The 23813-nt window shown below is 65.9% G+C and carries 20 protein-coding genes; 8 read left to right on the top strand and 12 right to left on the bottom strand.

The features are described 5' to 3' along the window. Positions 1-13 precede the first annotated feature (13 nt). The 10 genes from B5D38_RS06780 to B5D38_RS06735 form a co-directional block, all read right to left on the bottom strand. Entirely contained in the window at positions 14-1039 is a 1026-nt protein-coding gene (locus tag B5D38_RS06780; protein ID WP_116002600.1) for a Gfo/Idh/MocA family protein, read from the bottom strand. Then, entirely contained in the window at positions 1036-2025 is a 990-nt protein-coding gene (locus B5D38_RS06775) for an MDR/zinc-dependent alcohol dehydrogenase-like family protein (RefSeq protein ID WP_078707651.1), read from the bottom strand. Before B5D38_RS06775 ends, B5D38_RS06780 begins: the two co-directional genes overlap by 4 nt. A gap of 39 nt (positions 2026-2064) precedes the next feature. Beyond that, positions 2065-2811 carry a TIGR04290 family methyltransferase gene (locus tag B5D38_RS06770; protein ID WP_245318873.1) on the bottom strand — a complete coding sequence of 249 codons (747 nt, stop codon included), beginning with the start codon at positions 2809-2811 and terminating at the stop codon, positions 2065-2067. Further along, positions 2808-3854 carry a UDP-glucuronic acid decarboxylase family protein gene (locus B5D38_RS06765; RefSeq protein WP_078707649.1) on the bottom strand — a complete coding sequence of 349 codons (1047 nt, stop codon included), beginning with the start codon at positions 3852-3854 and terminating at the stop codon, positions 2808-2810. The genes B5D38_RS06770 and B5D38_RS06765 overlap by 4 nt, the downstream gene beginning before the upstream one ends. 164 nt (positions 3855-4018) lie before the next feature. After that, a complete protein-coding gene (locus B5D38_RS06760; RefSeq protein ID WP_078707648.1) occupies positions 4019-5125 on the bottom strand; it encodes a CgeB family protein in 1107 nt (368 codons plus the stop codon). Beyond that, on the bottom strand, positions 5122-6216 hold the full coding sequence (locus tag B5D38_RS06755; protein ID WP_078707647.1) for a CgeB family protein: 1095 nt from the start codon (positions 6214-6216) through the stop codon (positions 5122-5124). Before B5D38_RS06755 ends, B5D38_RS06760 begins: the two co-directional genes overlap by 4 nt. After that, the gene (locus B5D38_RS06750; protein ID WP_078707646.1) at positions 6213-7343 is read right to left on the bottom strand and encodes a CgeB family protein; all 1131 of its coding nucleotides are present in this window, start codon (positions 7341-7343) and stop codon (positions 6213-6215) included. The genes B5D38_RS06755 and B5D38_RS06750 overlap by 4 nt, the downstream gene beginning before the upstream one ends. Before the next feature lie 2 nt (positions 7344-7345). Next, positions 7346-8443, bottom strand: a complete 1098-nt coding sequence (locus tag B5D38_RS06745; RefSeq protein WP_116002610.1) for a glycosyltransferase family 4 protein — start codon at positions 8441-8443, stop codon at positions 7346-7348. A gap of 58 nt (positions 8444-8501) precedes the next feature. After that, positions 8502-10544 carry an NAD-dependent epimerase/dehydratase family protein gene (locus B5D38_RS06740; protein WP_207552906.1) on the bottom strand — a complete coding sequence of 681 codons (2043 nt, stop codon included), beginning with the start codon at positions 10542-10544 and terminating at the stop codon, positions 8502-8504. Further along, positions 10541-11650: an NAD-dependent epimerase/dehydratase family protein gene (locus B5D38_RS06735; protein WP_078707644.1), complete on the bottom strand. Its 1110-nt coding sequence runs from the start codon at positions 11648-11650 to the stop codon at positions 10541-10543. The genes B5D38_RS06740 and B5D38_RS06735 overlap by 4 nt, the downstream gene beginning before the upstream one ends. 334 nt (positions 11651-11984) lie before the next feature. On the opposite strand from B5D38_RS06735, the gene B5D38_RS06730 reads away from it, so the two are divergent. Beyond that, positions 11985-13463 carry a phospholipase D-like domain-containing protein gene (locus B5D38_RS06730; protein WP_078707895.1) on the top strand — a complete coding sequence of 493 codons (1479 nt, stop codon included), beginning with the start codon at positions 11985-11987 and terminating at the stop codon, positions 13461-13463. A 13-nt stretch (positions 13464-13476) separates the two neighbouring features. Here the strand turns inward: B5D38_RS06730 and B5D38_RS06725 are convergent, their stop codons facing one another. Both B5D38_RS06725 and B5D38_RS06720 read right to left on the bottom strand, forming a co-directional pair. Then, entirely contained in the window at positions 13477-14508 is a 1032-nt protein-coding gene (locus B5D38_RS06725; RefSeq protein WP_245318871.1) for a putative bifunctional lysylphosphatidylglycerol flippase/synthetase, read from the bottom strand. Continuing rightward, positions 14505-15392, bottom strand: a complete 888-nt coding sequence (locus B5D38_RS06720) for an endonuclease/exonuclease/phosphatase family protein (RefSeq protein ID WP_078707643.1) — start codon at positions 15390-15392, stop codon at positions 14505-14507. Before B5D38_RS06720 ends, B5D38_RS06725 begins: the two co-directional genes overlap by 4 nt. 304 nt (positions 15393-15696) lie before the next feature. Here B5D38_RS06720 and B5D38_RS06715 point away from each other — a divergent pair, with 304 nt between their 5' ends. From B5D38_RS06715 to B5D38_RS06685, 7 genes are read left to right on the top strand one after another with little or no spacing between them, the layout of a single operon-like run. Then, positions 15697-17232 (top strand): ABC transporter substrate-binding protein, encoded by a 1536-nt coding sequence (locus tag B5D38_RS06715; protein WP_245318867.1) that lies wholly within the window; start codon positions 15697-15699, stop codon positions 17230-17232. A gap of 7 nt (positions 17233-17239) precedes the next feature. Next, positions 17240-18586: a GH1 family beta-glucosidase gene (locus B5D38_RS06710; RefSeq protein WP_078707642.1), complete on the top strand. Its 1347-nt coding sequence runs from the start codon at positions 17240-17242 to the stop codon at positions 18584-18586. A gap of 58 nt (positions 18587-18644) precedes the next feature. Next, a complete protein-coding gene (locus B5D38_RS06705; RefSeq protein WP_078707641.1) occupies positions 18645-19586 on the top strand; it encodes an ABC transporter permease in 942 nt (313 codons plus the stop codon). Beyond that, positions 19586-20449 carry an ABC transporter permease gene (locus tag B5D38_RS06700; RefSeq protein ID WP_078707640.1) on the top strand — a complete coding sequence of 288 codons (864 nt, stop codon included), beginning with the start codon at positions 19586-19588 and terminating at the stop codon, positions 20447-20449. Before B5D38_RS06705 ends, B5D38_RS06700 begins: the two co-directional genes overlap by 1 nt. Positions 20450-20468: 19 nt before the next feature. After that, on the top strand, positions 20469-21668 hold the full coding sequence (locus B5D38_RS06695; RefSeq protein ID WP_078707639.1) for an amidohydrolase/deacetylase family metallohydrolase: 1200 nt from the start codon (positions 20469-20471) through the stop codon (positions 21666-21668). Next, entirely contained in the window at positions 21665-22735 is a 1071-nt protein-coding gene (locus B5D38_RS06690) for an ABC transporter ATP-binding protein (protein ID WP_245318866.1), read from the top strand. The genes B5D38_RS06695 and B5D38_RS06690 overlap by 4 nt, the downstream gene beginning before the upstream one ends. Further along, on the top strand, positions 22732-23715 hold the full coding sequence (locus B5D38_RS06685; RefSeq protein WP_078707638.1) for an ABC transporter ATP-binding protein: 984 nt from the start codon (positions 22732-22734) through the stop codon (positions 23713-23715). The genes B5D38_RS06690 and B5D38_RS06685 overlap by 4 nt, the downstream gene beginning before the upstream one ends. The last annotated feature ends 98 nt before the right edge of the window (positions 23716-23813 follow it).

The raw sequence follows: 23813 nt of genomic DNA, 5'->3' as shown, positions 1-23813 counted from the left end.
CGGCCGCCGCCCCTCAACGCCCATAAATCGCGTCGAGTACGCTGGCCACCGGCTCCAGCGTCTCGCAGGCAGGGTCGAAGGCGGCACTTTGGGCGAGACGTTCGGCCCAGGCCGAGGCGGCGCGGCCGCCCCATTCGTCCGGCGGCGCGGCAAGCGGCTCTCTCGCCGTGCCGCGGAAGCGCTCGGCGACGAAATCGTAGAACGAACCGTTGACGTTGCGGAACTCTGCGCCGCCGCCTGTCCCGTGGAAGCTTGCGCCGATGACGGCGTCGCATCCGGCCTGGAGGCGCCAGGAGCAGGCAAGGCGAACCACGGCGCCATTGCCGAGCTCGATGGTGGCGAGGGCAAAATCCTCCACTTCGTCGGCATCGCTGGCGATGCGCTCTCCCTGCCGGAAGAGGCGGCCGTCGACTTGGCTGACGGCGGGAAAGCCCAGGGTCCAAAGCGCCAGATCCACGAGATGGACGCCGAGATCCATGACGCAGCCGCCGCCCGAGCGGGCCTTGTCGTAGAACCAGTCCTTGTCGGGGCCATAGGCGTTGTGGAAGACGAGATCGACGGCGAAGATCGAGCCCAGTTCTCCGCCCTGAACGAGCGACCGGATCTTCTCCATTCCCGCCGTCTGGCGATAGGAGAGATCCACGCCGAGGAGGCGGTCGGCGGCGCGCGCCGCTTCGATCACCGCTGCGACCTCCTGGTGGGTGCGTCCGAGCGGCTTCTGGCAGAAGACGGCGAGGCCTTGCTCCAGCGCGGCGATCGACTGTTCGGCATGAAGCGCGCTCGGCGTCGCGATGACGACGCCGTCGAGATCCATGGCGAGAAGGTCGTCGAGGGACTGTCCCACCTGAGCGCCGGGCGCGACGGCGAGCGCTTCCTCCACCATGGCCGACGAGGGGTCGGCGATCGCCGCGACGTCGATCGCTCCCGTCGCCGCCATGGCCTCGAGCCTGTGGCGGCCGATCCATCCGACGCCGAGAAAGCCGACGCGCGGCCGGCCATGGGAGGAGGCGAGGGATGCGGACATTGAGGTGAGCGTCATTGGCACAGCACCAGCGCTTTCATGAAACCATCGGGGCGGTCGCGCGCCATGTTCAGCGCATCGTCCAGGCGCGACAGGGGAAAGGTGTGGGTGAAGAGCGGGGCGGGGTCGAGGCGGCCGGAGGCAACCGCCTCCACCGCATCGCGCATGCCCTGGATATAGACGGCCTGTTCCCGCTCGTGGGCGTTGACGACATCAAGCCCCCGCCAGTTCCACAGCTGCATGTTGACCTGGCGCGGACCGTCCTGGTGGTAGCCGGCGATGACGAGGCGGCCGCGCTCGCGTGTCAGCTCCGCCGCGAGGTCGAGCGGCCATTGGGCACCCACCGCCTCGATGACGCAGTCGCAGAGCCGCCCGTCAGTCAGCGTCTTGACCTCCTCGATGATCCTCCAATGGTCATCCATGACGATCGTCTCGGCAGCGCCCATCCGGCGAGCCATTTCGAGCGCGAACGGCCGGCGGGATATTGCGATGACGCGGGCGCCGGCGGCGCTGGCGAGCTGTGTCAGCAGCGCGCCCATGAAGCCGATGCCGATGATCGCGACCGTCTGCCCGGCCTCGATGCCGCAGCGCTTGAAGGCGTTGATGGCGCAGGCCAGGGGCTCGGCGGGAAAGGGCTTGCCCTCAAGCGCCTCAGGCAGCGGCACCACCGCGTCGGCCTCGGCAACGTCGTATTCGGCATAGGCATGATAGGAGAGGGCGGCAACGCGCTGGCCCACGGACAGGCCTTCCACGCCTTCGCCCAGGGCGCGGATCGTTCCCCATCCCTCATGGCCGAGCCCGCCCGGCTCGGTCGGGAACTGCATCCATTCCGGCCCCGACCACGGAACGAGATTGGAGGCGCAGACGCCGCAGCCTTCCAGTTCGATGACGACCTGACCGGCGCCCGGCGTTGGAACGGGGTGCGTCTCGATCGCGATCCTGCCCGGACCGGTGACGACCACCGCCTCCATGGCCGCGGGTGAGCGAGACGGATTATCTGTCATGGTACTCCTCGGCGTGTCGATGTTCATACAGTCCACGGTTCAGCGGATGGAGGGCGGCGGCTCGGCCGCGTAGTGCCGTTCTTCGCGCCGCAGAAGATAGACTTCGCGCTCCGGGTTGGCCTCGATGACGAAACCGGCGCTACGCAACATGGCCTCTGCGCCCGCCTTGTTGGGCACGAACCAGTTGGTCGGATCGTCGGCGTAGCGCTCCTCGATGAAGTGAAGCTTCGGCCAATCGTGATCGTCGAAGATCTTCCACTCGTCGAAGGAGTGGTTCTCCTCCGGCGTCATGGACTGCGCCGAGCCCCGCTGCATGCACTGAAACAACATCCGGTCACCCACGACATGCTCATAGAGAAGGTCGAGCGCCAGCAGCGGATGGCGCAGGTGATAGAGCACGCCCATAAAGATCACGAGGTCGAAGGTCTCGCCCAGCTTGCCCACGTCGTAGACCGACATCTGGCGGAGCTCGATATCGACACCGGCGTGGCGGCTGGCAAACTCCGCCTGCCGCAAATAGTGCGGGTCGGAATCGATCGCGACGACGCGGCCGGCGTTTCGCCGCTTCATCTCTATCGAATAGAACCCGGCGTTGCAGCCGATATCGAGGACACTGCGCCCCTCGAGATCCGCCGGCACCACATGCTTGAACCCGTTCCATTTGAAGGCGGGATAGTCGCCCAGGAAATGGTCCGGAGCGGTTTCGACATCGCCGATGCGGATGTTGTGAAACCAGGGCCCAAGCGCCTCGATTTCACGCCGCAACGCGGTTGACGTCCCGCTCACGCCCTCGGCTCCGTTAGCGCGGCCGCCCCCGTCGCCTGTGCAAAGCTCGGCCGCGCCCGGCGGGACAACTGGCCCTGCTCGACGCATTCCTGGAACCAGCGGATCGTCGGCAGCAGACCTTCGGCGAGCGGCGTCGTCGGTTGCCAGTCGAGAATTTCGCGCGCCCGGCTAATATCGGGGCAGCGGCGCTTGGGGTCGTCGGTGGGAAGCGGCTTATGGACGATGATGGAGGATGTCGGAACCAGCGAACGGACGAGATCCGCCAGCTCCATGATGGTGAACTCGCCCGGATTGCCGATATTCACCGGACAGCCGGGGTTGGGCGTCACGTTCATCAGGCGCATCAGCCCGTCGACGAGGTCGTCGACATAGCAGAACGAACGTGTCTGCTCGCCATTGCCGTAGATGGTCAGCGGTTGGTGGCGCAGCGCCTGGACGATGAGGTTGGAGACGATGCGGCCGTCGTCCGGCTGCATGCGCGGGCCGTAGGTGTTGAAGATGCGGACGACACGGGCATCGACATTTCCCGCCCGGAGCGCGTCGAAGCACAGCGTTTCGGCGGCGCGCTTGCCCTCATCGTAGCAGGCTCGCGGACCGGTGCAGTTGACGTGGCCCCAATAGTCCTCGCGCTGCGGATGCTCCAGCGGATCGCCATAGACCTCGCTGGTCGAGGCCTGAAGGAACGTCGCGCCATGGCGTTCGGCCAATCGCAGAAGATTGCCCGTGCCGACGACGCTGGTCATCATCGTATGGACCGGGTCGGCTTGGTAGGCCGGGGGAGAAGCCGGGCAAGCGAGGTTGTAGATCTGGTGGATCGGCTCCTCGATGGGCAGCGGCTCGCAGATGTCATGCCGCACGAAGGTGAAGTCGCGCCGTCGGGCGAGCTTTTCGATGTTGTGGTGCGAGCTGGTCTGGAAATTGTCGACGCAGATGACCTTCTTGCCGTCGGCGATCAGGGCTTCGCAGAGGCTCGATCCGAGAAAGCCTGAGCCGCCGGCGACCAGGACAGTGTTTCCACGGTGGGGATGCGCGCTGGCCATCATGTGCGTTGACTCCTGAAAGCGAAAAATTCACCGGCCGAATCCGGCGGTGCAGCAGAATGATCTGGTGAGGGAGGTGCTCTGTTATGGAAAACAGCGAGGGTTTTGGTTCGTTCCTCCGAACTTCGATGAAGCCGGCCGCGAGCCGGCGCGGTTGCTAAAGGACTTCAGGCAAGGGCCGACTTGCGTTCGGCGGCAGGGGAGGCTGCGGCCTGTCGCAAGGCGGAGATGAACTCGAGGGCGCGCGCGTCGCCCGTGTGATCGGCAAGAACCGTGGCCTTGGCTTTGGCCGCCATCGATCCGCGCTCCTCGTCCGTCCTGTCCCTTAGGAGAGCGACGACATCGTCCGCGTTCTCGGCGATGGCGACGCCGCCCGGCAGGAGCTTGTCCAGGCCGTCCCAGGCGTCGCTGATGATCGGCGTGCCGCAGGCGGCGGCCTCGAACAGGCGCACGCTGGGCGACCAGCCGGCGGCGATCATGTCGGCGCGGGTGACGTTCAGCGTGTAGCGCTGACGGCTATAGAAGGAGGCGTGCTCGGCGGGCGGCAGATGTTCGATGCGCTCGACATTGTCCGGCCAGTCGATGGTGTCGGGATATTGCGGCCCGGCGACCACGAAACGACACTCCGGCAGACGCCGCGCTGGCTCGAGCAGCAGCTTTTCCAGCGTCGGCTGCCGGTCGTCGCTATAGGTGCCGAGATATCCGAGGTCCCAGCGCGGCGGTTCTCCTGTGGGGCGGTAGCGCTCCGCCTCCACCGAACAGAACAGCGCCTCGGCGCGCCGCGCCCCGTATTCACTCTGGAGGCGATCGAGCGTCCGCCCGCCGCTGAAGGAGAAATAGACGTCGAAGCGCGGGATTTGGCGCACCGAGAGATATTCCTCGTCGCCTCGCCGCAGCTTGGCAAGCGTCACCGGCGTATCGATGTCGTAGAAGCCGACGGTTCCGTTGGCGAGCGCCAGCACCTGATCGATCGCCGCGACGCCGTCCGGCACGTAGGAGCCGACGATGACCGCGTCGGCACCGCGAATGCGCTCGGCGAAGCGGTCTTCGAGGTCGTCCAGGCCTTGATAAAACTGGAGATCGCAGAAGTCGGGATCGGGCAGATCGCGGTTGCCCCCGGCATACCAGGGAACCTCGCGCTCCAGGAACAGGACGTTGTGGCCGAGGCGCTTCACGCCGCGCAGAAGCGAACGGAACGTCGTCGCGTGGCCGTTGCCCCAGGAGGAGGCGAGGGAGAGGCCGAGAATGACGATGTCGAGGGGGCGCTTGCTCATTCCGCCGCCTCCGCGCGCTTGGCCGCCGAAGCGTTGCTCAGGATGCAGTCCGCCTCCTCGGCGCGTTTCTCATAGGTGTGTTCGGCAAGGACGCGGGCGAGAGCGGCCCTGCCGATTTCGCCCGCCCGCTCGGGCGTCAGCTCCCGCATGATGGACGCGACATCCTGGCCGTCGCGCGCTACGAGAACCTCATCGTCGGGCTTCAGGAAGAGCTCGACTCCTGTCCAGTGATCGGTGATCAGGCACGCACCGGCGCCGGCGGCCTCGAAGACGCGGGTCGGCGGCGAAAAGCCGATCTCGGCCATGCTCGCCCGGTTGATGTTGATCACCGCCTTGGGCGTGCAGTTGAAGGCGTTGTGATCGCGCGTGCCGACATGGCCGACATAGGATACGTTGCCGGGCATCGGCTTGTCGGCCCAGCCCGATCCGCCGAGAAGGAAGGTCGAGCTGGGAACCTCGGTGGCGGACCGCAGGAAGAACTCCTCCACCCGCGCCTCTCGATCGGGAAGCCGGTTGCCTAGGAAGCCGAGATCGGCGGCAAAGCGCGGATCGGGCGACACCGGGAAATGGGTCGAGGGATCGAGCGCGTTGTAGATCGGGATGCACTCGGCGGCGCCGATTGCCCGGTAGGCATCGATGACCGGGTCGCCGCCGCCATAGGTGAGGACGAGGTCGAGCTCATCGAGCGCGGCGCGAACCGCGTGATCCGGCGCCGCGCGGATTTCGGCGAGGGTCGCCGGCGCGTCGACATCCCAGAACACGGTGACGGCATCGCGCCGCGCGTGGGCGAGCACCCCGCGCAGGAGATCGTCATCCATGAAGCCGACGCCGCTTGCCTTGACCACGACGTCGTAGTCGCCGGCTTCGGCGCACACCGTCTTCAGGGCGTCGATCGTGCCGTCATAGACGACGACGCGGCACCAGTCCGGCGGCTCGATATCGCGGTTCTTCTGCCGGTCGTAGACGTCCGGCTCGTAAAAGGTGATCTGATGCCCGTGGCCGGCGAGAGCGCGAAGCAGGCCGCGATAATAGGTAGCGGCGCCGTTCCAATAGGACGAGAGCAGGCTGGAGCCGTAAAAGGCGATCCTCATTGCGCGGCCTCCTGTGTGGCGATCTGGCGGCGGACCCTATCCGTTCCGATCTCCGAGAGGATTTCAAAGAGCTGGTCGACGCGGTGGGCGCAGGTGTGACGCGACAGGATCGTCTCGAGGCCGGATCGGGCGAGCGAGTTAGCAAGGTCCGGGTCGGAGAGGATGGCGCGCAGGTGCCGGGCCATCTCCTCGCCGTTCTCGGCGAAAAGGAAATCCCTGCCGGGCCTGAACAGCGCCTCCTCGTCGCGCCACGGCGCCGAAACCAATGGAATGCCGCAGGCCAGCGCCTCGAAGACGCGGATCGTCGGAATGCCCGGCAGGGCCTCGACGTAGGGTCGGCGCGGCACATGCACCGTCGCGCGGTGGGCGGCGAACGCGGCCGGAACGTCCGCATTGGCAATCCAGCCGCCATAGTGGATGCCGGCCCGCTCCAGTTCGGCGAGCGCCTCCTTGGGATAGCGCACGCCGCGCACCGTGGCGTCGAGCCCAAGTCGGCGCGCCGGTTCCATCAGGAAGGTTTGGAGTTCGCGCGTGCGCTCGCCGTCGCCCCAGTTGCCGATCCAGATCAGCTCTCCGGTCTTCTCCACCTCCGGCAGCGGCCTAAAGAGGGGCGTGTCGGCCGCCTCGTGCCAGGTGAAGACCGTTCGGCCCCACCCCGCCTTGAGATAGCGCTGGCGCAGGGTCTCGCCAAAGGCGAGGATGCCGTCATAGTCGGCAAGCCGCATCTCGGCGATCTCTCCTTCCTGGGACACCGCGCGATGGTGGGTGTCGTGAAAGAGAAGGGTGAACGTTCCGCCGTTGGCCCGTGCCCTACCGATGCGCGCGATCAGCGCCGGGTCGGTCCATTCGTGGACGATGACGACATCCGCCTCGGCCAGCGCCGCCTCGTGGTCGAAATCGGCGTCGTAGGTTTCCGAGCGCAAGGTGGGGAACGCGCGGAAGAAGCGCGCCTCCACGGCGACGCCCTGGTCCTTGGCGAGATTGTCGCGGCTCCAGCCGCCGGCCGGCTCCAGCGCCAGGGCGGAATCGCCGCGCTCGTGGAGGTTTCGCATGACGCCGCGCAGAAAATGCGCGTTGCCGTGGTTCCAGTCGGAGACGAGGGAGTGGGTGTAGAACAGAAAATGCATGGCTACTCCACCAGGGCGACGGCGGGCCGTGCCCGCTGCTCATGACGCTGCGTCGCGGCACGATAGGCGTCGAGAAGCCCGCGACACTGCCGTTCCAGCGAAAACGCGGCGGCGCGTTCGGCCGCCTTCTCGCCGAGGCGTTGTCTTTCGCCCGGATCGGCGATGAGGCGGTTGAGGGCCTTCGCCATCGCGCCGGCATCGCGAGCATCGACGAAGAGCGCGGCGTCCGCCCAAACCTCGCGGAAGATGGCAATGTCGCTGACGACGAGGGCGCACTTCGCGTGGGCCGCTTCCAGCAGCGCCAGACCGAAGGGTTCGTAAAGCGAGGGCGAGACGAAGATGGCGGCGCGCGCCATCATTTCGCGCACCGCATCGCTCGACAGAACTCCCGGCGCCTCGGCATGGCGAAGATCCAGCGCCTGGCCGTTCGGTCCTTCGGTGTTTCCGGCCATGACGACGGGCCAAGCACAGTCGGCGGCCGCCGCGTCCAGCGAATGTCCGTTTTTGCTCTCGTCCCACCAGCGCCCGGCGGCAAAGGCGAATGGTTCCTTGCCGCTTGAGCTTTCGGGCGCGGGGCGAACCGCGTTGTGGACGACGCGCAGACCGGCGATTTCGCCGTAGGCCGCCTTGAGGGCTTCCGCGTGGCTGCGGCTTGGCGCGAGCACCACATCGGCCGCGTTGAAACCCGCCCGATTGCGCCGGTGCTTCCAGTCCCATTCCGCGGGCCAGGGACCATCGCGCATGGCGCGCCACCAGGTGATCACACAGGAATGGGAGACGGCGACGACCGGGCGCGATTGGCCGAGACCCACAACCTGTGACGGCGCGTTGAGATGGATAAGGTCCACGCCCGTTCGGCCCGCAAGACCGTCGAGCTGACGGGCGAGAGGATCAAGCTCCGCCTCATCCTCGACGAGCCAGTCCAGCGGCGCGTCGAGATGGACGAGCGAAAGGTTGCGCAGGGCCATGGCTTCGGCGCGCTGCGCCGCGTCCGGGGCGGGGCCGAGAACGGCCAGCACGATCTCGACGCCCGACGCGCTTAGAGCACGGGCTGCGTCCAGGCAGTACTGCCAGACGCCGCCCACGGCGTCGGCGGTCATCAGAATGCGTCGCGCGGTCATCGGACGACGAGGCCCCACCGCTTTTTGCGATCGTCGCTCATGCGATGGCTCGAAGGACGGGCGCCGCCTCTTCCGAGACAGTTTTGGCCGTCGGCACCGGGCCTTCGCCGCTCCGCAGCCACTCCGTCAGGTCGCGCATTCCATCGCGCCATCCGATTTCGGCGCGCCAGCCCAGGGCGGCAGCAAGCTTTCGGGTATCGGCAACGAAATAGAACTGGTCGCCCTGGCGCCAGTCGCCATGTTCCAGCGCCACCTTTCGGCCGGTCAGCCGGGCGATCTCTTCTAGGACCAGCTTGAGGCTGACAGCGTTGGCCGGCCCGCCGCCGAGGTTGAAGGCCTGGCCCGAAACCTTGCCGATATTGGCCGAAACGGTCCGATAGGCGGCGACGGCGTCGGCCACGTGGAGGATATCGCGAACCTGCTTGCCGTTGCCGAAGATGGTGATCGGCTCGCCGCGCAGCGCCTTGATCAGGAAATGCGCCACCCAGCCCTGGTCCTCCGTGCCGAACTGGCGCGGACCATAGATGCAGCTCATCCTCAGCACCGCCGTCGGCAGGCCGTAGGACTTGGCGTAGTCGAGAACGTATTGGTCGGCCACGCCCTTGGAGCATCCATAAGGCGTGCAGAAATCAAGGCTGCGCGTCTCGCCGACGCCGTGGGCGCGAATGTCCTCATCGGCGGGAGCATAGCGATCGGCGAGCTCGCTCATGGCGAGATCGTCGAGCCCGCCATAGACCTTGTTGGTGGAGGAAAAGACCAGCGGAAACTTGCGGCCCGAGCGCCGCGCCGCCTCCAGCACCGCGAGCGTGCCCTCGGCATTGACCGAGAAATCCTGAATCGGATCGTCGAGGCTGGTCGTCACCGCCACCTGGGCGGCAAAGTGAAACACCGCCTCGGTTCCGCAGAGCGCCTCATCGAGAGCGCGGCGGTCGCGTACGTCGGCGACGATCGGGTGAACGTGGTCCCCATGCTCGCGCTTCAACCAATCGAGGTTTCGCTCCACGCCGGGGCGGCTGAGATCGTCGAGAATGACGATGTCCCGGCCTTCTTCGAGGTAGGTTTTCGCCAGATTGGAGCCGATGAAGCCGGCGCCGCCGATGATCGTCACCGCGTTGGCGGGCCGGGCGAGGGCAGGGCGGGCCAATTCGTCTATGGCTCGCGCCTTGGCGACGCCGCCCTCCGCCAGGCAGCGGCCGAGAAGCTTCGTCCGTCCGCCGGCGGCGACGACGCCGAGGTGATAATGCCGAGGGTCGAAGTAGTGTCCCTCCTGCACCGCCACGTCCGGCGCGATATCCTGCCAGCCGTACCAGTAGTGTCGCGCAGCCGGCAGATCGAGGAGATCGAGGAACTCCGCCACCTGCACGATCTCGTCGTTACGCCAGGTCGAGTATCCGGCCTCGGTGATCCAGATTTCCGCATCGCCATTATAGCGGTCGAGGATTTCGCGCGCCTCGGCATAGTGTTGCCGCCAGCCCTTCCATGAGCCGAACTCGCTGTCCCACGTGCCGGGAAAGCCATGAAGCCCCACGGCGGCCACCTTGGCGAGCACGCCGCGCTCTCCCATGAGGTCGAGCCAAGCCGCGTCGAACGGGCACGGGCCGGCAAGGACCGCCTTCCAGCCCCGCTCGCCAGTCCAATGGGCCGCGGCGCCGATCATCTCGCAGAAGAGGTTCCAATCGCGGTCGATCCGCCAGTCCCAATCGAGCAGGTTGTTCGGCTCGTTCCACAGCTCGACATGGGTGAAGTGGTGCCCGTAGCGCGTCAGCACCTCGTCGATGAAATCGGGATAGTCGAGAAGACGGACAGGCGCGCCGGACGAACGGCCGGTGCGCGACAGGGAGGGCGGCGTGTAGTGGACGCAAGGCAGGACGTCCAGCTTGTCCGCCAGCGTCGGGATCAGCCAGTCGTACCAGTCGCGGCCATCGGGCTCGTGGTACTCGGCCCAGGAAAGGTGCGTGCGCACCCGCTTGGCGCCCATGCCCACCATGCCCGCCACGGCACGCTCGACTCGCTGATGCTCGCCCTTGCGGAACCACTCAACGAAGCCGAAACCCGGCTCCTTCTGGCGCGGATCACTCATGCCACGAGCCCTCGCGTCTCGAGCTCGCGGCGCATCTGGCTGTTGCGATCGTGGGCCGTTTCCGCCTTCACCCATGCGACGAACTCGGAGAGGGAATCCTCCAGTAGAAAGCGCGGCTCGAAGCCGAGGAACTGGCGGGCGCGCGAAATGTCGGAAAAGCAGTTTCGGATGTCGCCTGTTCGCGCCTTGCCGAGAATTTCCGGCTTGATCTGCGGGGCGCCCATGGCTTCGGCGAGCAGCGTCGCGACCTCGCTGATCGCGTAGGCCCGGCCGCTGCCGATGTTGATCGTATGGCCGGCGGCTTCAGGCTTTTCCATGGCGAGCCGGAAGGCGCGCGCCACATCCGCGACATGGACGAAATCGCGCCGCTGCTGACCATCCTCGAAGATCGTCGGGCTTTGGCCGTTCATCAGGCGGGAGGCGAAATTGGCGAGCACGCCGGTATAGGGATTCGACAGGGCCTGGCCCGCGCCAAACACGTTGAAGAGCCGCAGCGCCACTGTTTCCACGCCATAGGCTTCGCCGAAGATCTGGACGGCGCGCTCCTGGCAGTATTTCGTCAGCGCATAGATCGAGGCGAGATCGACAGGCTTCGATTCGTCGGTCGGTATCGGGCGGAGATCGCTGCCATCCGAGGCGGTGGGCTCCCAGAGGCCCTGTTTCAGCCGCGACGGGGAGCGCCGGGCGTTCGAGACGCGCGCGCCCTGATCGGTTTCGTAGAGCCCCTCGCCATAGACGCTCATGGACGAGGCCACGACGATGCGCCGAACCGGCTTGTCGATCAGTTCCTGCAGAAGTACGGCGGTGCCGACATCGTTGCCGCTGGTATAGCGTTCGATCTCGTACATGCTTTGGCCGACGCCGACCTCGGCCGCCAGATGGAAAACACCTTCGACACCGTCGATGGCGCGGCGCACCGCCTCATGGTCGCGGACATCGCCGTGGACGAAATCCACCCTTTCATCCAGGTCCGGAACCTTGCCGCCATGAACCTGGTCGATCAGGGCGTCCAGAACACGAACTCGATAACCGGCATTGAGCAACTCACGACAAAGAGCCCGGCCAATGAAGCCGAGCCCACCTGTTACCAAGTACTGGTTTCCCACTTAGGCCTCCGACGATACTCAACTGCGAGAATGGGAATGATGATCATGGTTCGCGGGACGAACTCGATGCTCAGCACCTAGTGGTGAAGCAGGTGCCTTCCAGGGCGGAGTTTGGTAGCCGTCAACGATTATTGGCGATCCTGTTTGCATATTCAAAAGATGTATTTCATCGTTGACGCCCACTTGATGGGGGTTTGAGTGGCGCTCATAGCTCGCGCTTGTCCAAGCCCGCATACGCCATAACTGGGGCGGACAGGGCAGGCGGCTGAAAGGCCGCCCGCTTCGTCATGGGCATGAAAGTGTGTGTGCGTCGCGAGTGTTGGGCGAAGTTGAAATGCTGAAGCGTGTTGTTGTGACAGAGTCTCGATCCCAGCCTTCCCTGCAAAGGAGCGAGCCTATCCTCGATCCGGCGCGCAACTGTCGTGGCGTGTCGCGGGTGGAGCAGGCCGCACTTTTGATCGACGGGGAGGACTATTTTTCGCGCCTCGACGAATGTCTGAAGTGCGCGGAGCGCTCCATCCTGATCGTCGGCTGGGATTTCGATGGCCGGATTCCGCTCCATGGTCCCGATATCGGCGACCCTGCCGCCGCTACGCTTGGCAGCACCCTGCGCGCGCTGGTCGAGGCGAAGCCCGATCTGGAAGTGCGCATCCTGGTCTGGAGCGTCGCCGTGGTGCACACCCCGAGCGACCCCAAGCCTCTCCTGTTCGGCGCGGAGTGGCAGGACCATCCGAGAATTTCGCTGCGACTGGCGACCGATCACCCGCTCTACGGTTGCCACCATCAGAAGATCGTGGCGATCGACGACGCTCTCGCCTTCGTCGGCGGCATCGATCTGACGATCGAGCGCTGGGACACCAGCGAGCACCGACCAGACGATCCGCGCCGGGCCCGGCCCGATGGCTCGCTCTACCATCCCGTCCATGACTGTCAGATGCTTTTCAGCGGACCGATCGCGCGCGAGGTCGCCAACGTCGCCCGCGAGCGCTGGCTTTCGGCCACAGGAGAGGCGCTGGACCCGGTGACGGGGACGGCGTGCTGCTGGCCGAGCGACTGCCCGGCAGATGTAAAAGAGATGCGGGCGGGCGTGGCGATCACCGCGCCTTCGAGGGGCGCTTCCCCCGCCGTTCACGAGGTCGGTCATCTGCTGGAGGATACCCTCCGCGCGGCCAGGAAGTTCGTCTACATCGAAAGCCAGTATTTCTCCGGCCGCCTGGCGCGCCGGGTCCTCTCGGAATTGCTGCAGCGCCCCGACGGGCCGGAAATCCTGGTGGCGACGAGCCGGACGCTGAATGGCTGGGTCGAGCAGGTCGCGCTGGGCAACAACCGGGACCGCCTTATACGCGCGCTGCGCGAGGTCGACCATCACGGCCGGCTCCGCGTGGTCTATCCCGCGACGGAGCGTGACGGCGTCTCGCATGAGATATTCGTCCACTCGAAGGTTCTCGTGGTGGATGATGTCGCGTTGAAGATCGGCTCAGCCAACCTCAACAATCGGTCGATGGGGCTCGACACCGAGTGCGACGTCTGTGTGGAGGCTGATGACGAGAAGGGGCGCGCGGCCATCGCTGCGGTCCGTGACAAGCTGTTGGCCGAGCATCTCGGCACGGATGCCGAGACCGTGGCCGCGACGATTTCCGCCGAGGGTTCGTTGCTCGCCGCTGTCGAGCGCCTGAATACGGGGGAGCGCCGCCTGAAGCCGCTGCCGGCCATGAGTGACGAGGGGCCGAGGCAGCCCGTCGCCGGCACCGGCCTTCTCGATCCGGCCGCGCCCTTCGGCTCTCTCTCATGGTGGCGCGCCTGGCGCCCCTGATGGGCGCTGAGGCTCAATTGGACCGCGTGCCGGCTGGGGCGGGTTGCTCTCCCTGGCGCTTCTGCAGCCGCCACCGCGCCTCGACGATGAGGAAGACGATCCCGCCGATCATCAGCGGCACGAGGAAATAGACGAAGCGGAAGACCAGGATCGCGCCGATCACCTGGTGCTCGGGTAGGAGGTACATGACCACTGCCTCGATCACGCCGAGGCCGCCCGGCACATGCGCGATGACCACGCCGGCATTGGCCAGGACATAGATCGTGGCGGCCGAAAGATAGGGGATCTCCGCGACGCCGAGCAGTGCCTGATGAAGACAGGCGGCGGCGAACATGAAATTCACGGTGCCGACGACGAGCTGCGCCGCAGCCAGCTTCAATGTCGGCATTTCGATCGACCAGCGCCAGAGCGTCAGGCGTTGGCGCACCGTCGCCGCCAGAAGCAGGAAGATGGCGCAGCCGGCAAGGCAGGCGATACCGATGGTGACCGTGACGGAGCGCGACAGCCCCATGACCTTCGCGGCGAGGTCGGGCTCGATGAGGATGGTGCCGCCCCCCAGCGCCGCGAGACCCAGCCCCACCGTGATGCCGGAAAAGAGGACGACCCGCGCCGCATCCCCGATGGAAAGGCCAAATTTGGAATAGAAGCGATAGCGGATCGCACCGCTGCTGAGGCCGGCAAAGCCGATGGAATGGCCGAGCGACAGAGCGACGAACGAGGCCAGCGCGACCTTTGGATAGGGAATGCGTCGCCCGACATAGCGAACCGCGAGAAAGTCGAACAGCGTCAGCGTTGCGTAGCTTGCGAAGGCGAAGACGCCCGCCATGGCGAGATGGCCGGCGGGGAAAATGGTGACGGAGGCGACGAGCTCGTTGAAGCTGTAGCGGCCGAGTGTCCGCGCGAGGAGGTAGACGGCAAGCGCGATGCCGAGGACGAGCGTGAGGCGGGTGAGCCAGATGCGCCAACTGCGACCGCGCTTCTTGTCGCCGGCATCGTCACGATCGTCGGCCGGCGCCGTATCCTCTTGTGAAGTCACGGCGGTCACGCGGGCCTCCTGTCGGGAACATGCGTTGAGGTTTTCGTGCCTGGGTCGAACTCGAGCTCGACCACCAGCGGCAGGTGGTCCGACGCGGCGCGCGTCAGCGGCGTGCGCGGAACGGCGAGCGAGCGCACGGTGACGGCGCCGCGCGTGAAGACGTGATCGAGGCGCAGCAGGGGGAAACGGCTCGGGAACGTCGCGGGGCTCCGGCCTTCCGGGGCCGTTCGGCGCGCGTCCGTCAACGCTCCGGCCAGACGGGCGAAAACGGTGGAGCGGGGTAGGGCGTTGAAATCGCCGAGAAGCACGACCGGGTCGCGGCAGAGCGGCGAGCCCAGCCAGCGCTCGCCGAGAAGCTCTTCGACCTGGGCCATTCGCTCACGGCGGTTGAGGCCGAGATGGGTGTTGATCACCTGAATCGCTTGCCCGCCAATCTCGATCTCGACCCAGATGGCGCCACGTGGCTCCAGGCGAGGTCTATGCTTCAGACCCGGCAAAAGCCCTGCCTTCATGAGGCGGGATGGCATTTTCGTCAGGATGGCGTCGCCATAGTCCTCGTCCTCGATCTCCAGGGCGGGATGAAAGTGGACGTGCATCCCCAGTTCCTGCCCGATGTGGTTCGCCTGATGCGCGAAGTCGGTGCGCCGCCGCCCGACGTCCACTTCCTGAAGCGCAACAACCGCCGCGTCGCATTCGTCGAGGGCACGAGCGATGCGGCTCACGTCGTGGCGTCTGTCGGCGCCGATACCGGAATGGATGTTGTAGGAGACGAAGCGGACCGACGCCGACGCGTTTTGGAGCTCTTTCGTACCAGTGGCCGGAAAATTGGAGGGAGACGGCTCTTCCGGAGCCGCCAATCCACCACTCGAACTCTCGCCTGGGATGACTTTCATGATGCAGCGAACGGTAGCGGGAAGGGGAGGTTCCCACCGGTCGTGGCTGCATAGATTGCCCTCTTGCGTTCGTCCGCGTGAAATCTAACCCTGTTCATCGCCTTTAAATTCGGCATCGGGCGCGTTTGACGTGATGATAAGCATCTGCTAGCTTCCATTTCTAGAAGATAGCTTCCTTAATTAAGGAATAGACGCACGTCGAATGCCGCGGCTCTCCCGCCGCCCGCTCTTGGGCTCCGACGCTTCGCCGGTCCCGCTCCCGCTGATCCGCATGCCGCCGATCCACGCCCGACAGGAGTTAGAGATGATCATCGACCGCCGCTCATTTCTCGCAGGGACCGCAATGGGCGTTCTCGCCCTCAACTTTCCCGCCAGGGCCGCCGCTGGCTCCGGCGGCATCATCGACGTCGCCATGATTGGCGAGCCGCCGACGCTCGATCCCATGATGTCGACGGCCGACCTCGTCGGCACCATCACCCAGCACATCTTCGAGACGCTCTTCACCTTCGATGGCGAATGGAAGACAGTGCCGATGCTGGCGGCCGAGATGCCCGCCATCTCCGACGGCGGCAAGGCTTACGACGTGAAGCTGCGCGAGGGCGTCAAATTCCATGACGGTTCGCCGATGACGTCCGCCGATGTGGTGGCGTCCCTTCAGCGCTGGCTTGCTGTCGCCGGTCGCGGCAAGCAGGCCGCCGCCTATGTCTCAGGCGTCGAGGCGAACGGCGACAACGCCATCAAGATCACTATGAAGGAGCCCTGGGCGCCGCTTCTGGCGCTTCTTGCGTTCAACAACTCCGCCGCCGTCGTGCTGCCCAAGGGCAAGCTCGCCGAGCCGCTGACAGAATTCGTAGGCACCGGGCCCTATAAGCTCGTCGAGCACAAGCCGGACCAGTATATTCAGCTCGCCCGCTTCGAAGACTATGCGGCGCGCGAGGAGGCGGCCAGCGGCTATGGCGGTAAGCGAGAACCGATCTTCGACGAGATCCGCTTCGTTCCCGTGCCGGACCCGAACACCCGCGTCGCCGGCGTCGTTTCGGGCCAGTATGTCTTTGCCGATCTTCTGCCGACCGAGGCCTATGGCCAGCTCGACGGTGCGTCCGGCGTCAAGCCTCTGATCCTGGAGCCCTTCGGCAATCCTTCGATCGTCATGAACATGAAGGCCGGCATCCTCTCCAACAAGAAGATGCGTCATGCCGTCCAGGCCGCGCTCGATCCGAACGACATGATGCTCGCCGCCTTCGGTGACGAGAAGTTCTTCAAGGTGGATGGCGCCCTCTATCCCGAGAACTACGTTTGGCACACCGAAGGGGGTGTCGAGCGCTACGGCGCGGCGGACGCTGAAAAGGCGGCGGCGCTGATGAAGGAGGCGGGCTACGACGGCAGCCCCATCCGCATCCTCACGAGCCGGCAGTACGAGTTCCACTACAAGATCGCCCAGGTCATGGTCGCCTACCTTCAGGCGGCGGGCTTCAAGACCGACATGCAGGTGTCCGACTGGGCGACGCTGACGACGCGGCGCCAGGACCCCTCGCTCTGGGATATCTTCATCACCCACGGACCGTTCGTGCCGGAGCCGGCGCTCATCGGCTCCATGTCGGATTCCTATCCGGGCTGGTGGGTGAGCGACGAGAAGCAGAAGGCCGTCAGCGCCTTTAACGCCGAGCCCGATCCGGACAAGCGCGTCGCGCTCTTCCCGGAGGTGCAGAGGGTCTTCTACGACGATGCTCCGCTCTACAAGGTCGGCAACTTCAATGCGCTCTCGGCGGCTTCAGCGTCTCTCGAAAACCTGACCGTCGTGCCGTGGCCGTTCTTCTGGAACACCTCGCGCAAGGGCTGAGAACCGCATGACCAGGCAATTTCCCGCCGGATTCCTGTGGGGGGCCGCCGCGTCGGCCTTCCAGACCGAGGGCGCAGCCGCCATCGACGGACGCGGCCCGACGGTCTGGGACGACTTCACGCGCGCTCCCGGCAAGATCCGCAACGGCGACACGGCCGATGTCGCCTGCGATTTCTACCACCGCTATCCCGAGGACATTGCCCTGATGAAGGGGCTCGGGCTTGGCGCCTTCCGGCTGTCGACCGCCTGGTCACGCATTCTTCCGAGCGGGCGCGGCACCGTGAATCCGCTCGGGCTCGACTTCTACGACCGCGTCATCGATCTGATGCTGCATGAGGGCATCGAGCCCTGGATCTGCCTGCACCACTGGGACATGCCCTCGCCGATCGAGGCGGACGGCGGCTGGCGTAACCGCGATTGCGCCCGTTGGTTCGCTGACTATGCGGCGATTGTCGGGCGGCATTTCGGCGATCGCGTCAAGCGCTTCGTGCCCATCAACGAGCCGAACGTCATCCCCTGGGTGGCCTATAATGTCGGCCGCCATGCGCCGGGCCGGCAGTCGCGCGAGGATACGGTCAAGGCGATCCACCACATCAATCTTGCCCATGGCCTGACCATCCAGGCGGTGAGGGCGGAGGCGCCCGGCGCCGAGGCCGGCAACATCGTCTCCCTCGGCCCGGTTCATCCGGCGGTCGACGACGAGGCGCACCGCGCCGTGTTGCCGCTCGCCGAGTGCATCTGGCGCCGGGTCATGGTGGACCCGCTCTGGCTCGGCACCTATCCCGAGCCTCTGGCTACCGAAATCGAGCCCCATATCGCCGAGGGCGACATGGCGGTGATCCGCCAGCCCTTGGATTTCTTCGGCCTCAACCACTACAACCGCGTCTATGTGGCACCCACCGACACGACGATGTGGGGCCTCATCGAGCGCGTGCCGCCGCCGGGATATCCGCTGACGGACGTCAACTGGCGCATCGATCCTTCGGCGCTGGTCGAGCAGATCGAGGATGTCGGCTCGCGCTACGGCCATCCGCCGATCTACATCACCGAGGGTGGCTGCGCCTTTCCCGATGCCCTTCGGCCTGATCGCAGCGTCCACGACCCGGACCGCATCGCCTATTTCGCCGACTATTTCACCGCGCTCGCCGGCGCCATCGAGAACGGGGCGGACGTTCGCGGCTATTTCGCCTGGTCGCTGATGGACAATTTCGAGTGGAACAGCGGCTTCACCAAGCGCTTCGGCCTCGTCTACACCGATTATCCGACGCTCCAGCGCATCCCGAAGAGCAGCTATTACTGGATGCGGGGCGTGATCGCGAAAAATGCCGTGATCCCGCCGGAGGGCAGGCCATGACCGCCCCCGGCTCCACGGCTCGCGGCGCGAGCGTGCGATGACGATGGCGCGGGGTGCCATGGCGCGGCGTGTTCTGAGCCGGCTCGGCGGGATGATCGTCGTGCTCGCGCTGTTGGTGACGGTGGTCTTCGTCATCGTCCGCGTCACGCCGGGCGATCCGGCGGCCGTCATGCTGGGGCCGGACGCAACGCAGGCCGACATCGATCAGCTCCGCGCCCAATTGGGGCTCGATCAGCCGATGCTTGTCCAATATTTCCTCTATCTCGGACAATTGTTGCACGGCGATCTCGGTCAATCCATCTTCCTCAATCAGCCGGTGCTTTCGGCGCTGGCCGACCGGGCGGAGCCGACCTTCTTCCTCACCATCTTTTCGATCCTGATTGCCACCATTATCGGCGTGCCGGTCGGCATCATTGCCGCCTATAAGCGCGGCACGCTCTTCGATCAGGCGGTCGTCGTCGCGGCCATGCTCTCCGCCTCCATTCCGAGCTTCTGGCTGGGGCTTCTCCTGATCCAGTGGTTCTCCGTCCAGATGGGTTGGTTTCCGACCTCCGGCTATGGCGGACCCTATGCCGGCTTCTTCGACCGCATTCAGCACCTCGTTCTTCCCGCCGTCTCGCTCGGCATCGTCAACTCGGCGCTGATCGTGCGCTTCACCCGCGCCTCGATGCTCGACGTTCTCCAGGAGGATTATGTCCGCACCGCGCGCTCCAAGGGCATGAGCGAGTTTCGCGCGGTCATGCGCCACGCCTTCAAGAACGCCCTCATTCCCATCGTCACCGTCATCGGCCTGACCCTCGCGCTGCTCATCTCTGGCGCCGTCGTCACCGAAACCGTGTTCGGCCTTCCCGGCGTCGGCTCGCTGGTCGTCTCGGCGGTGCTTCGGCGCGACTATCCGGTGATCCAGGGGGCGTTGCTGGTGGTCGCCGCTATCTATGTTCTCATCAACTTCCTCATCGACATGCTCTACGTCGTGATCGACCCAAGGGTGCGCTACTGATGGCCGCCGTCGCTGCCTCCTCGGCCGGCGCGCCGGCCTCGCTGCGCGCCTTTCTCCAGCGGCCCGCCGTGGCGATCGGCCTCGTCCTTCTCATCATCGTTGTCGCGCTTGCGGTGTTCGCGCCCTTCGTGACGCCGTTCTCGCCGACCAAGCTCTCCATCGCCAGCCGCCTCAAGCCGCCTTCGGCCGAGCATTGGTTCGGCACCGATGATTTCGGTCGCGATATCTTTGCCCGCACGCTTTACGCGGGGCGGCTCTCCCTCACCGTCGGCGCCTCGGTGGTCCTTGTTTCTGGCGTCATTGGCCTGGTGCTCGGCGTCGCGGCCGGCTACTTCCGCCGGCTCGATCCGGCCATCTCGCGCCTGCTCGACGCCATGATGGCCTTCCCAGATATTCTCCTCGCCATCTCCCTGGTTGCCGCGCTTGGCGCCTCGGTCGTCAACGTCATCGCCGCTCTCGGCATCACCTATGCGCCGCGTCTCGCCCGCATCGTGCGCGCCTCGACGCTGGTGACGCGCGAGCTGACCTTCATCGAGGCGGCCCATGCGCTCGGCGTCGGCACCTTCGCCATCTTGACGCGGCACATCCTGCGCAGTCTCGTCTCACCCATCCTCGTCCAGGGCACCTTCGTCTTCGCCTATGCCATGCTGGCCGAGGCGGGGCTGTCCTTCCTCGGCGTCGGCGTCTCGCCCGACGTTCCCACCTGGGGAACGATGATCAGCCTCGGTCGCGAATTCATGAACACGGCGCCCTGGCTGATGCTCTTTCCCGGCATCGCCATCGTCCTCACCGTGCTCTCGCTCCAGCTCGTCGGCGACGGCCTGCGCGATCTTCTCGATCCGCGCCTGTCGCAGAACGTCTGAAGGAGGAGGTCCGCGCATCATGATCGACTTTTCCGCAACCCCGCTTCTCGTTCGCAATGTCCGGCCGATCGCCATCGCCGGCGCGCCGTCCACCGCCATCGACGTCTTGGTCGATGCCGATGGCCGCATCGCGGCGACCGGCCGCGACCTCGCAGCGCCCGCCGAGGCGCGGGTCTTCGAAGGCGGCGGCGCCTATCTCTCCCCCGGCTGGACCGATCTTCATGTCCATATCTGGTGGGGCGGCACCGAAATCTCGATCATGCCGGACGACTGCGGCCTCAAGCGTGGCGTCACCACGCTGGTCGATGCCGGCTCGGCGGGGCAGGCGAGCTTTGCCGGATTCCGTCGCTTCATCGTGGAGCCGGCGCGCGAGCGCGTCCGCGCCTTCCTCAACATCGGCTCCATCGGGCTGATCGACAGCTACAACACCTCCGAGCTGATCGACATGCGCTCGATCGACATCGACAAGATCATCGCGACCGTCGAGGCCAACCGCGACATCATCGTCGGCATCAAGGTGCGGGCGAGCCATGTCATCCTGAATGGCTGGGGCATTACGCCGGTGAAGCTCGCCAAGAAACTCGGCAAGATATTGAAGCTGCCGCTCATGGTGCATGTCGGCGAGCCGCCCCCGACCTATGACGAGGTTCTGGAGGTGCTGGGGCCCGGCGACATCGTCACCCATTGCTTCAACGGCAAGGCCGGCGGCTCGATCATGGAGGACGAAGACCTCTTCGATCTGGTCCAGCGGTCGGCCGACAAGGGTATTCGTCTCGACATCGGCCATGGTGGCGCCTCGTTCTCCTTCAAGGTGGGCGAGTATGCGCTCAAGCGCGGACTGAAGCCCTTTTCCATCTCCACCGATCTTCATGCGCGTTCGCTCGACGGGCCGGCATTTGACCTCGCCACGACGATGTCGAAGATGATGAGCGTCGGAATGGACCTTTCGGACGTGGTGGACGCGGTGACGACCGCGCCGGCCTCGGTGCTCGGGCTGGCGACGGACGGCCAGCTGGACGTCGGCCGGCCGGCGGAATTCACCATCTTCGACGTCGTCGATGCCGATCTTTCCGTGCGGGATTCGCTTGGTCACGCGGCCCTGCTCGCCAAGATGATCGAGCCGCGTGCCGTCATCCTCGGCGCCGAGACGATCGCGGCGTCCCGCCACGTTCCGGCGAAGGCGGCGCACTGCCCGTGCTGCGGACAGGCGATGCCATGAGCGCTGCGGTGATGACCAAGGCGGGGGCGCCGCTCGCTGAAGATGATCCGGACATCATCCTCGCCGTCGACGGGCTGGAGACGCATTTCGGCCGGCCGCCGCGCGTCGCGAAAGCCGTGGACGACGTCACCTTCCGCGTACGCGCCGGCGAGACCGTTGCCGTGGTGGGTGAATCCGGCTCCGGCAAGTCGGTCGCCAGCCTCTCCATCATGCAGCTTCTGGCGCGAGGGGGGCGGATCGCGGGCGGCAGCATCCGCTTTCGCCAGCGCTCAGGGACGATGATTGCCCTCGACAAGCTCTCGCAGAAGGAGATGCGCAAGATCCGCGGCGCCGAGATCGCGATGATCTTTCAGGAGCCGATGACCTCGCTCAATCCGCTGATGACCATCGGCGACCAGATCGCCGAAATGACGATGCTGCACGAGCCCATCGGCAGGACGAAGGCACTGGAGCACGCCCGGCAGATGCTGGAACTCGTCGAGATTCCCGCAGCGGGCAACCGTCTCGGCGACTATCCGCACCAGCTTTCCGGCGGCATGCGCCAGCGTGTGATGATCGCCCTCGCTCTCGCCTGCAAGCCGCGCCTGCTCATCGCCGACGAGCCGACGACGGCGTTGGACGTCACCATTCAGAAGCAGATCCTACGGCTACTGGAGCGGCTTCAGGCCGAGATGGGCATGAGCATGCTCTTCATCACCCACAATCTCGGCGTGGTGGCGGAAATCGCCCACGAGGTGGTGGTGATGTACGCCGGCCGCGTGGTCGAGCAGGCGCCCATGCGCGAGCTCTTCCGCAAGCCACGCCATCCCTATACGCTCGGCCTTCTCCACGCGACGCCCAATCCGGCGCGCGACCTCGCGCCTTCCGCCGGGGGCGAGCCGGCGGTCCGCCGTCGCCTGACCCCCATCCCCGGCAACGTGCCCTCGACCACCGAGCTGCCCGACGGTTGCAGCTTTGCGCCGCGATGCCCTCTGCGGATCGATGCCTGCGAGGCGCGAAAGCCGCCCCTGGTCAAGGTCGATCCCGACCATGCCTCGCGCTGCATTCGGCATGAGGAGCTGTCATGAGCGATGCGTCTCCCCTGCTTGTCGTGGAGAATCTCTCCAAGCGCTTTCCCTCGACGCGCGGCGTGGTCCGCGCCGTCGACGGTGTCAGCTTCGAGGTGCGGCGCGGCACGGTGACGGGACTCGTCGGCGAGTCCGGCTCGGGCAAGACGACCATTGGTCGTTCGGTGCTGCGGCTGGTCGAGCCGAGTTCCGGCAAGGCCGTGTTCGACGGCGTCGACCTTTTCACGCTGCCGCCCAAGGAGATGCGCCGCTACCGCCGGCGCCTCCAAATCATCTTTCAGGACCCTTATTCGAGCCTCGACCCGAGGATGCGGGTGGGCGCCATCATCGGCGAGGCGCTCGACACCCACGGCCTCGCCAAGGGGGCGGCGCGTCAGGCGCGCATCGCCGAACTGCTCACCAAGGTTGGTCTCCAGCCCGAGCACGCGCGGCGTTACCCTCACGAATTTTCCGGCGGACAGCGTCAGCGCATCGGCATCGCCCGGGCGCTTGCCGTCGAGCCGGAGTTCATCGTCGCCGACGAGCCGGTGTCGGCTCTCGACGTGTCGGTTCAGGCGCAGATCCTCAACCTGATCCAGGACCTTCAGGCCGAGCTCGGCCTCACCATGCTGATCGTCGCCCACGATTTGACCGTCGTCGAATATCTCTGCGACGACGTCATCGTGCTCTATCTCGGCCGGATCATGGAGCAGGGTCCGGCCCGCGCCATCTACGCCCGGCCGCGCCACCCCTATACCAAGGCGCTGCTTTCGGCGGCGCCGGTGCCCGATCCCGACGCCGAGCGTTCCGAGCTGGTGCTGGAGGGCGATATTCCGAGCCCACTCTCGCCGCCGTCCGGCTGCGTGTTTCGCACACGCTGCCCCTACGCCAAACCCGTCTGTGCCGAGGGCGATCCCGTGCCGGTGCCCGTCACCGGCGTGGAGCGCCAGCTATCGGCCTGCGTGCGGCGCGCCGAGCTTGAGGCCGAGGGCGTGCTCTAGCGCAATCTGAAAAAAACGGGGGAGCGCCCAGCGCTTCCCGACAAGCCGACAGGACGTCCCGTAGGACGCCGATACCACGAACTTCAATGATCAGGAGA

It is taken from the genome of Consotaella salsifontis, from assembly GCF_900167365.1.
In the GTDB taxonomy this organism is placed as follows: domain Bacteria; phylum Pseudomonadota; class Alphaproteobacteria; order Rhizobiales; family Rhizobiaceae; genus Consotaella; species Consotaella salsifontis.
Note: the sequence above shows the minus strand (reverse complement) of the source record. Positions and strands in the feature narration are given on the sequence as shown.

What these genes read in the sequence shown, in the direction of transcription:
- B5D38_RS06780 (WP_116002600.1), bottom strand. Translation starts at nt 1,039, where the DNA reads ATGACGCTCACCTCAATGTCCGCATCCCTCGCCTCCTCCCATGGCCGG.
- B5D38_RS06775 (WP_078707651.1), bottom strand. Translation starts at nt 2,025, where the DNA reads ATGACAGATAATCCGTCTCGCTCACCCGCGGCCATGGAGGCGGTGGTC.
- B5D38_RS06765 (WP_078707649.1), bottom strand. Translation starts at nt 3,854, where the DNA reads ATGATGGCCAGCGCGCATCCCCACCGTGGAAACACTGTCCTGGTCGCC.
- B5D38_RS06760 (WP_078707648.1), bottom strand. Translation starts at nt 5,125, where the DNA reads ATGAGCAAGCGCCCCCTCGACATCGTCATTCTCGGCCTCTCCCTCGCC.
- B5D38_RS06755 (WP_078707647.1), bottom strand. Translation starts at nt 6,216, where the DNA reads ATGAGGATCGCCTTTTACGGCTCCAGCCTGCTCTCGTCCTATTGGAAC.
- B5D38_RS06750 (WP_078707646.1), bottom strand. Translation starts at nt 7,343, where the DNA reads ATGCATTTTCTGTTCTACACCCACTCCCTCGTCTCCGACTGGAACCAC.
- B5D38_RS06745 (WP_116002610.1), bottom strand. Translation starts at nt 8,443, where the DNA reads ATGACCGCCGACGCCGTGGGCGGCGTCTGGCAGTACTGCCTGGACGCA.
- B5D38_RS06740 (WP_207552906.1), bottom strand. Translation starts at nt 10,544, where the DNA reads ATGAGTGATCCGCGCCAGAAGGAGCCGGGTTTCGGCTTCGTTGAGTGG.
- B5D38_RS06730 (WP_078707895.1), top strand. Translation starts at nt 11,985, where the DNA reads ATGCTGAAGCGTGTTGTTGTGACAGAGTCTCGATCCCAGCCTTCCCTG.
- B5D38_RS06720 (WP_078707643.1), bottom strand. Translation starts at nt 15,392, where the DNA reads ATGAAAGTCATCCCAGGCGAGAGTTCGAGTGGTGGATTGGCGGCTCCG.
- B5D38_RS06715 (WP_245318867.1), top strand. Translation starts at nt 15,697, where the DNA reads ATGATCATCGACCGCCGCTCATTTCTCGCAGGGACCGCAATGGGCGTT.
- B5D38_RS06710 (WP_078707642.1), top strand. Translation starts at nt 17,240, where the DNA reads ATGACCAGGCAATTTCCCGCCGGATTCCTGTGGGGGGCCGCCGCGTCG.
- B5D38_RS06705 (WP_078707641.1), top strand. Translation starts at nt 18,645, where the DNA reads ATGGCGCGGCGTGTTCTGAGCCGGCTCGGCGGGATGATCGTCGTGCTC.
- B5D38_RS06700 (WP_078707640.1), top strand. Translation starts at nt 19,586, where the DNA reads ATGGCCGCCGTCGCTGCCTCCTCGGCCGGCGCGCCGGCCTCGCTGCGC.
- B5D38_RS06695 (WP_078707639.1), top strand. Translation starts at nt 20,469, where the DNA reads ATGATCGACTTTTCCGCAACCCCGCTTCTCGTTCGCAATGTCCGGCCG.
- B5D38_RS06690 (WP_245318866.1), top strand. Translation starts at nt 21,665, where the DNA reads ATGAGCGCTGCGGTGATGACCAAGGCGGGGGCGCCGCTCGCTGAAGAT.
- B5D38_RS06685 (WP_078707638.1), top strand. Translation starts at nt 22,732, where the DNA reads ATGAGCGATGCGTCTCCCCTGCTTGTCGTGGAGAATCTCTCCAAGCGC.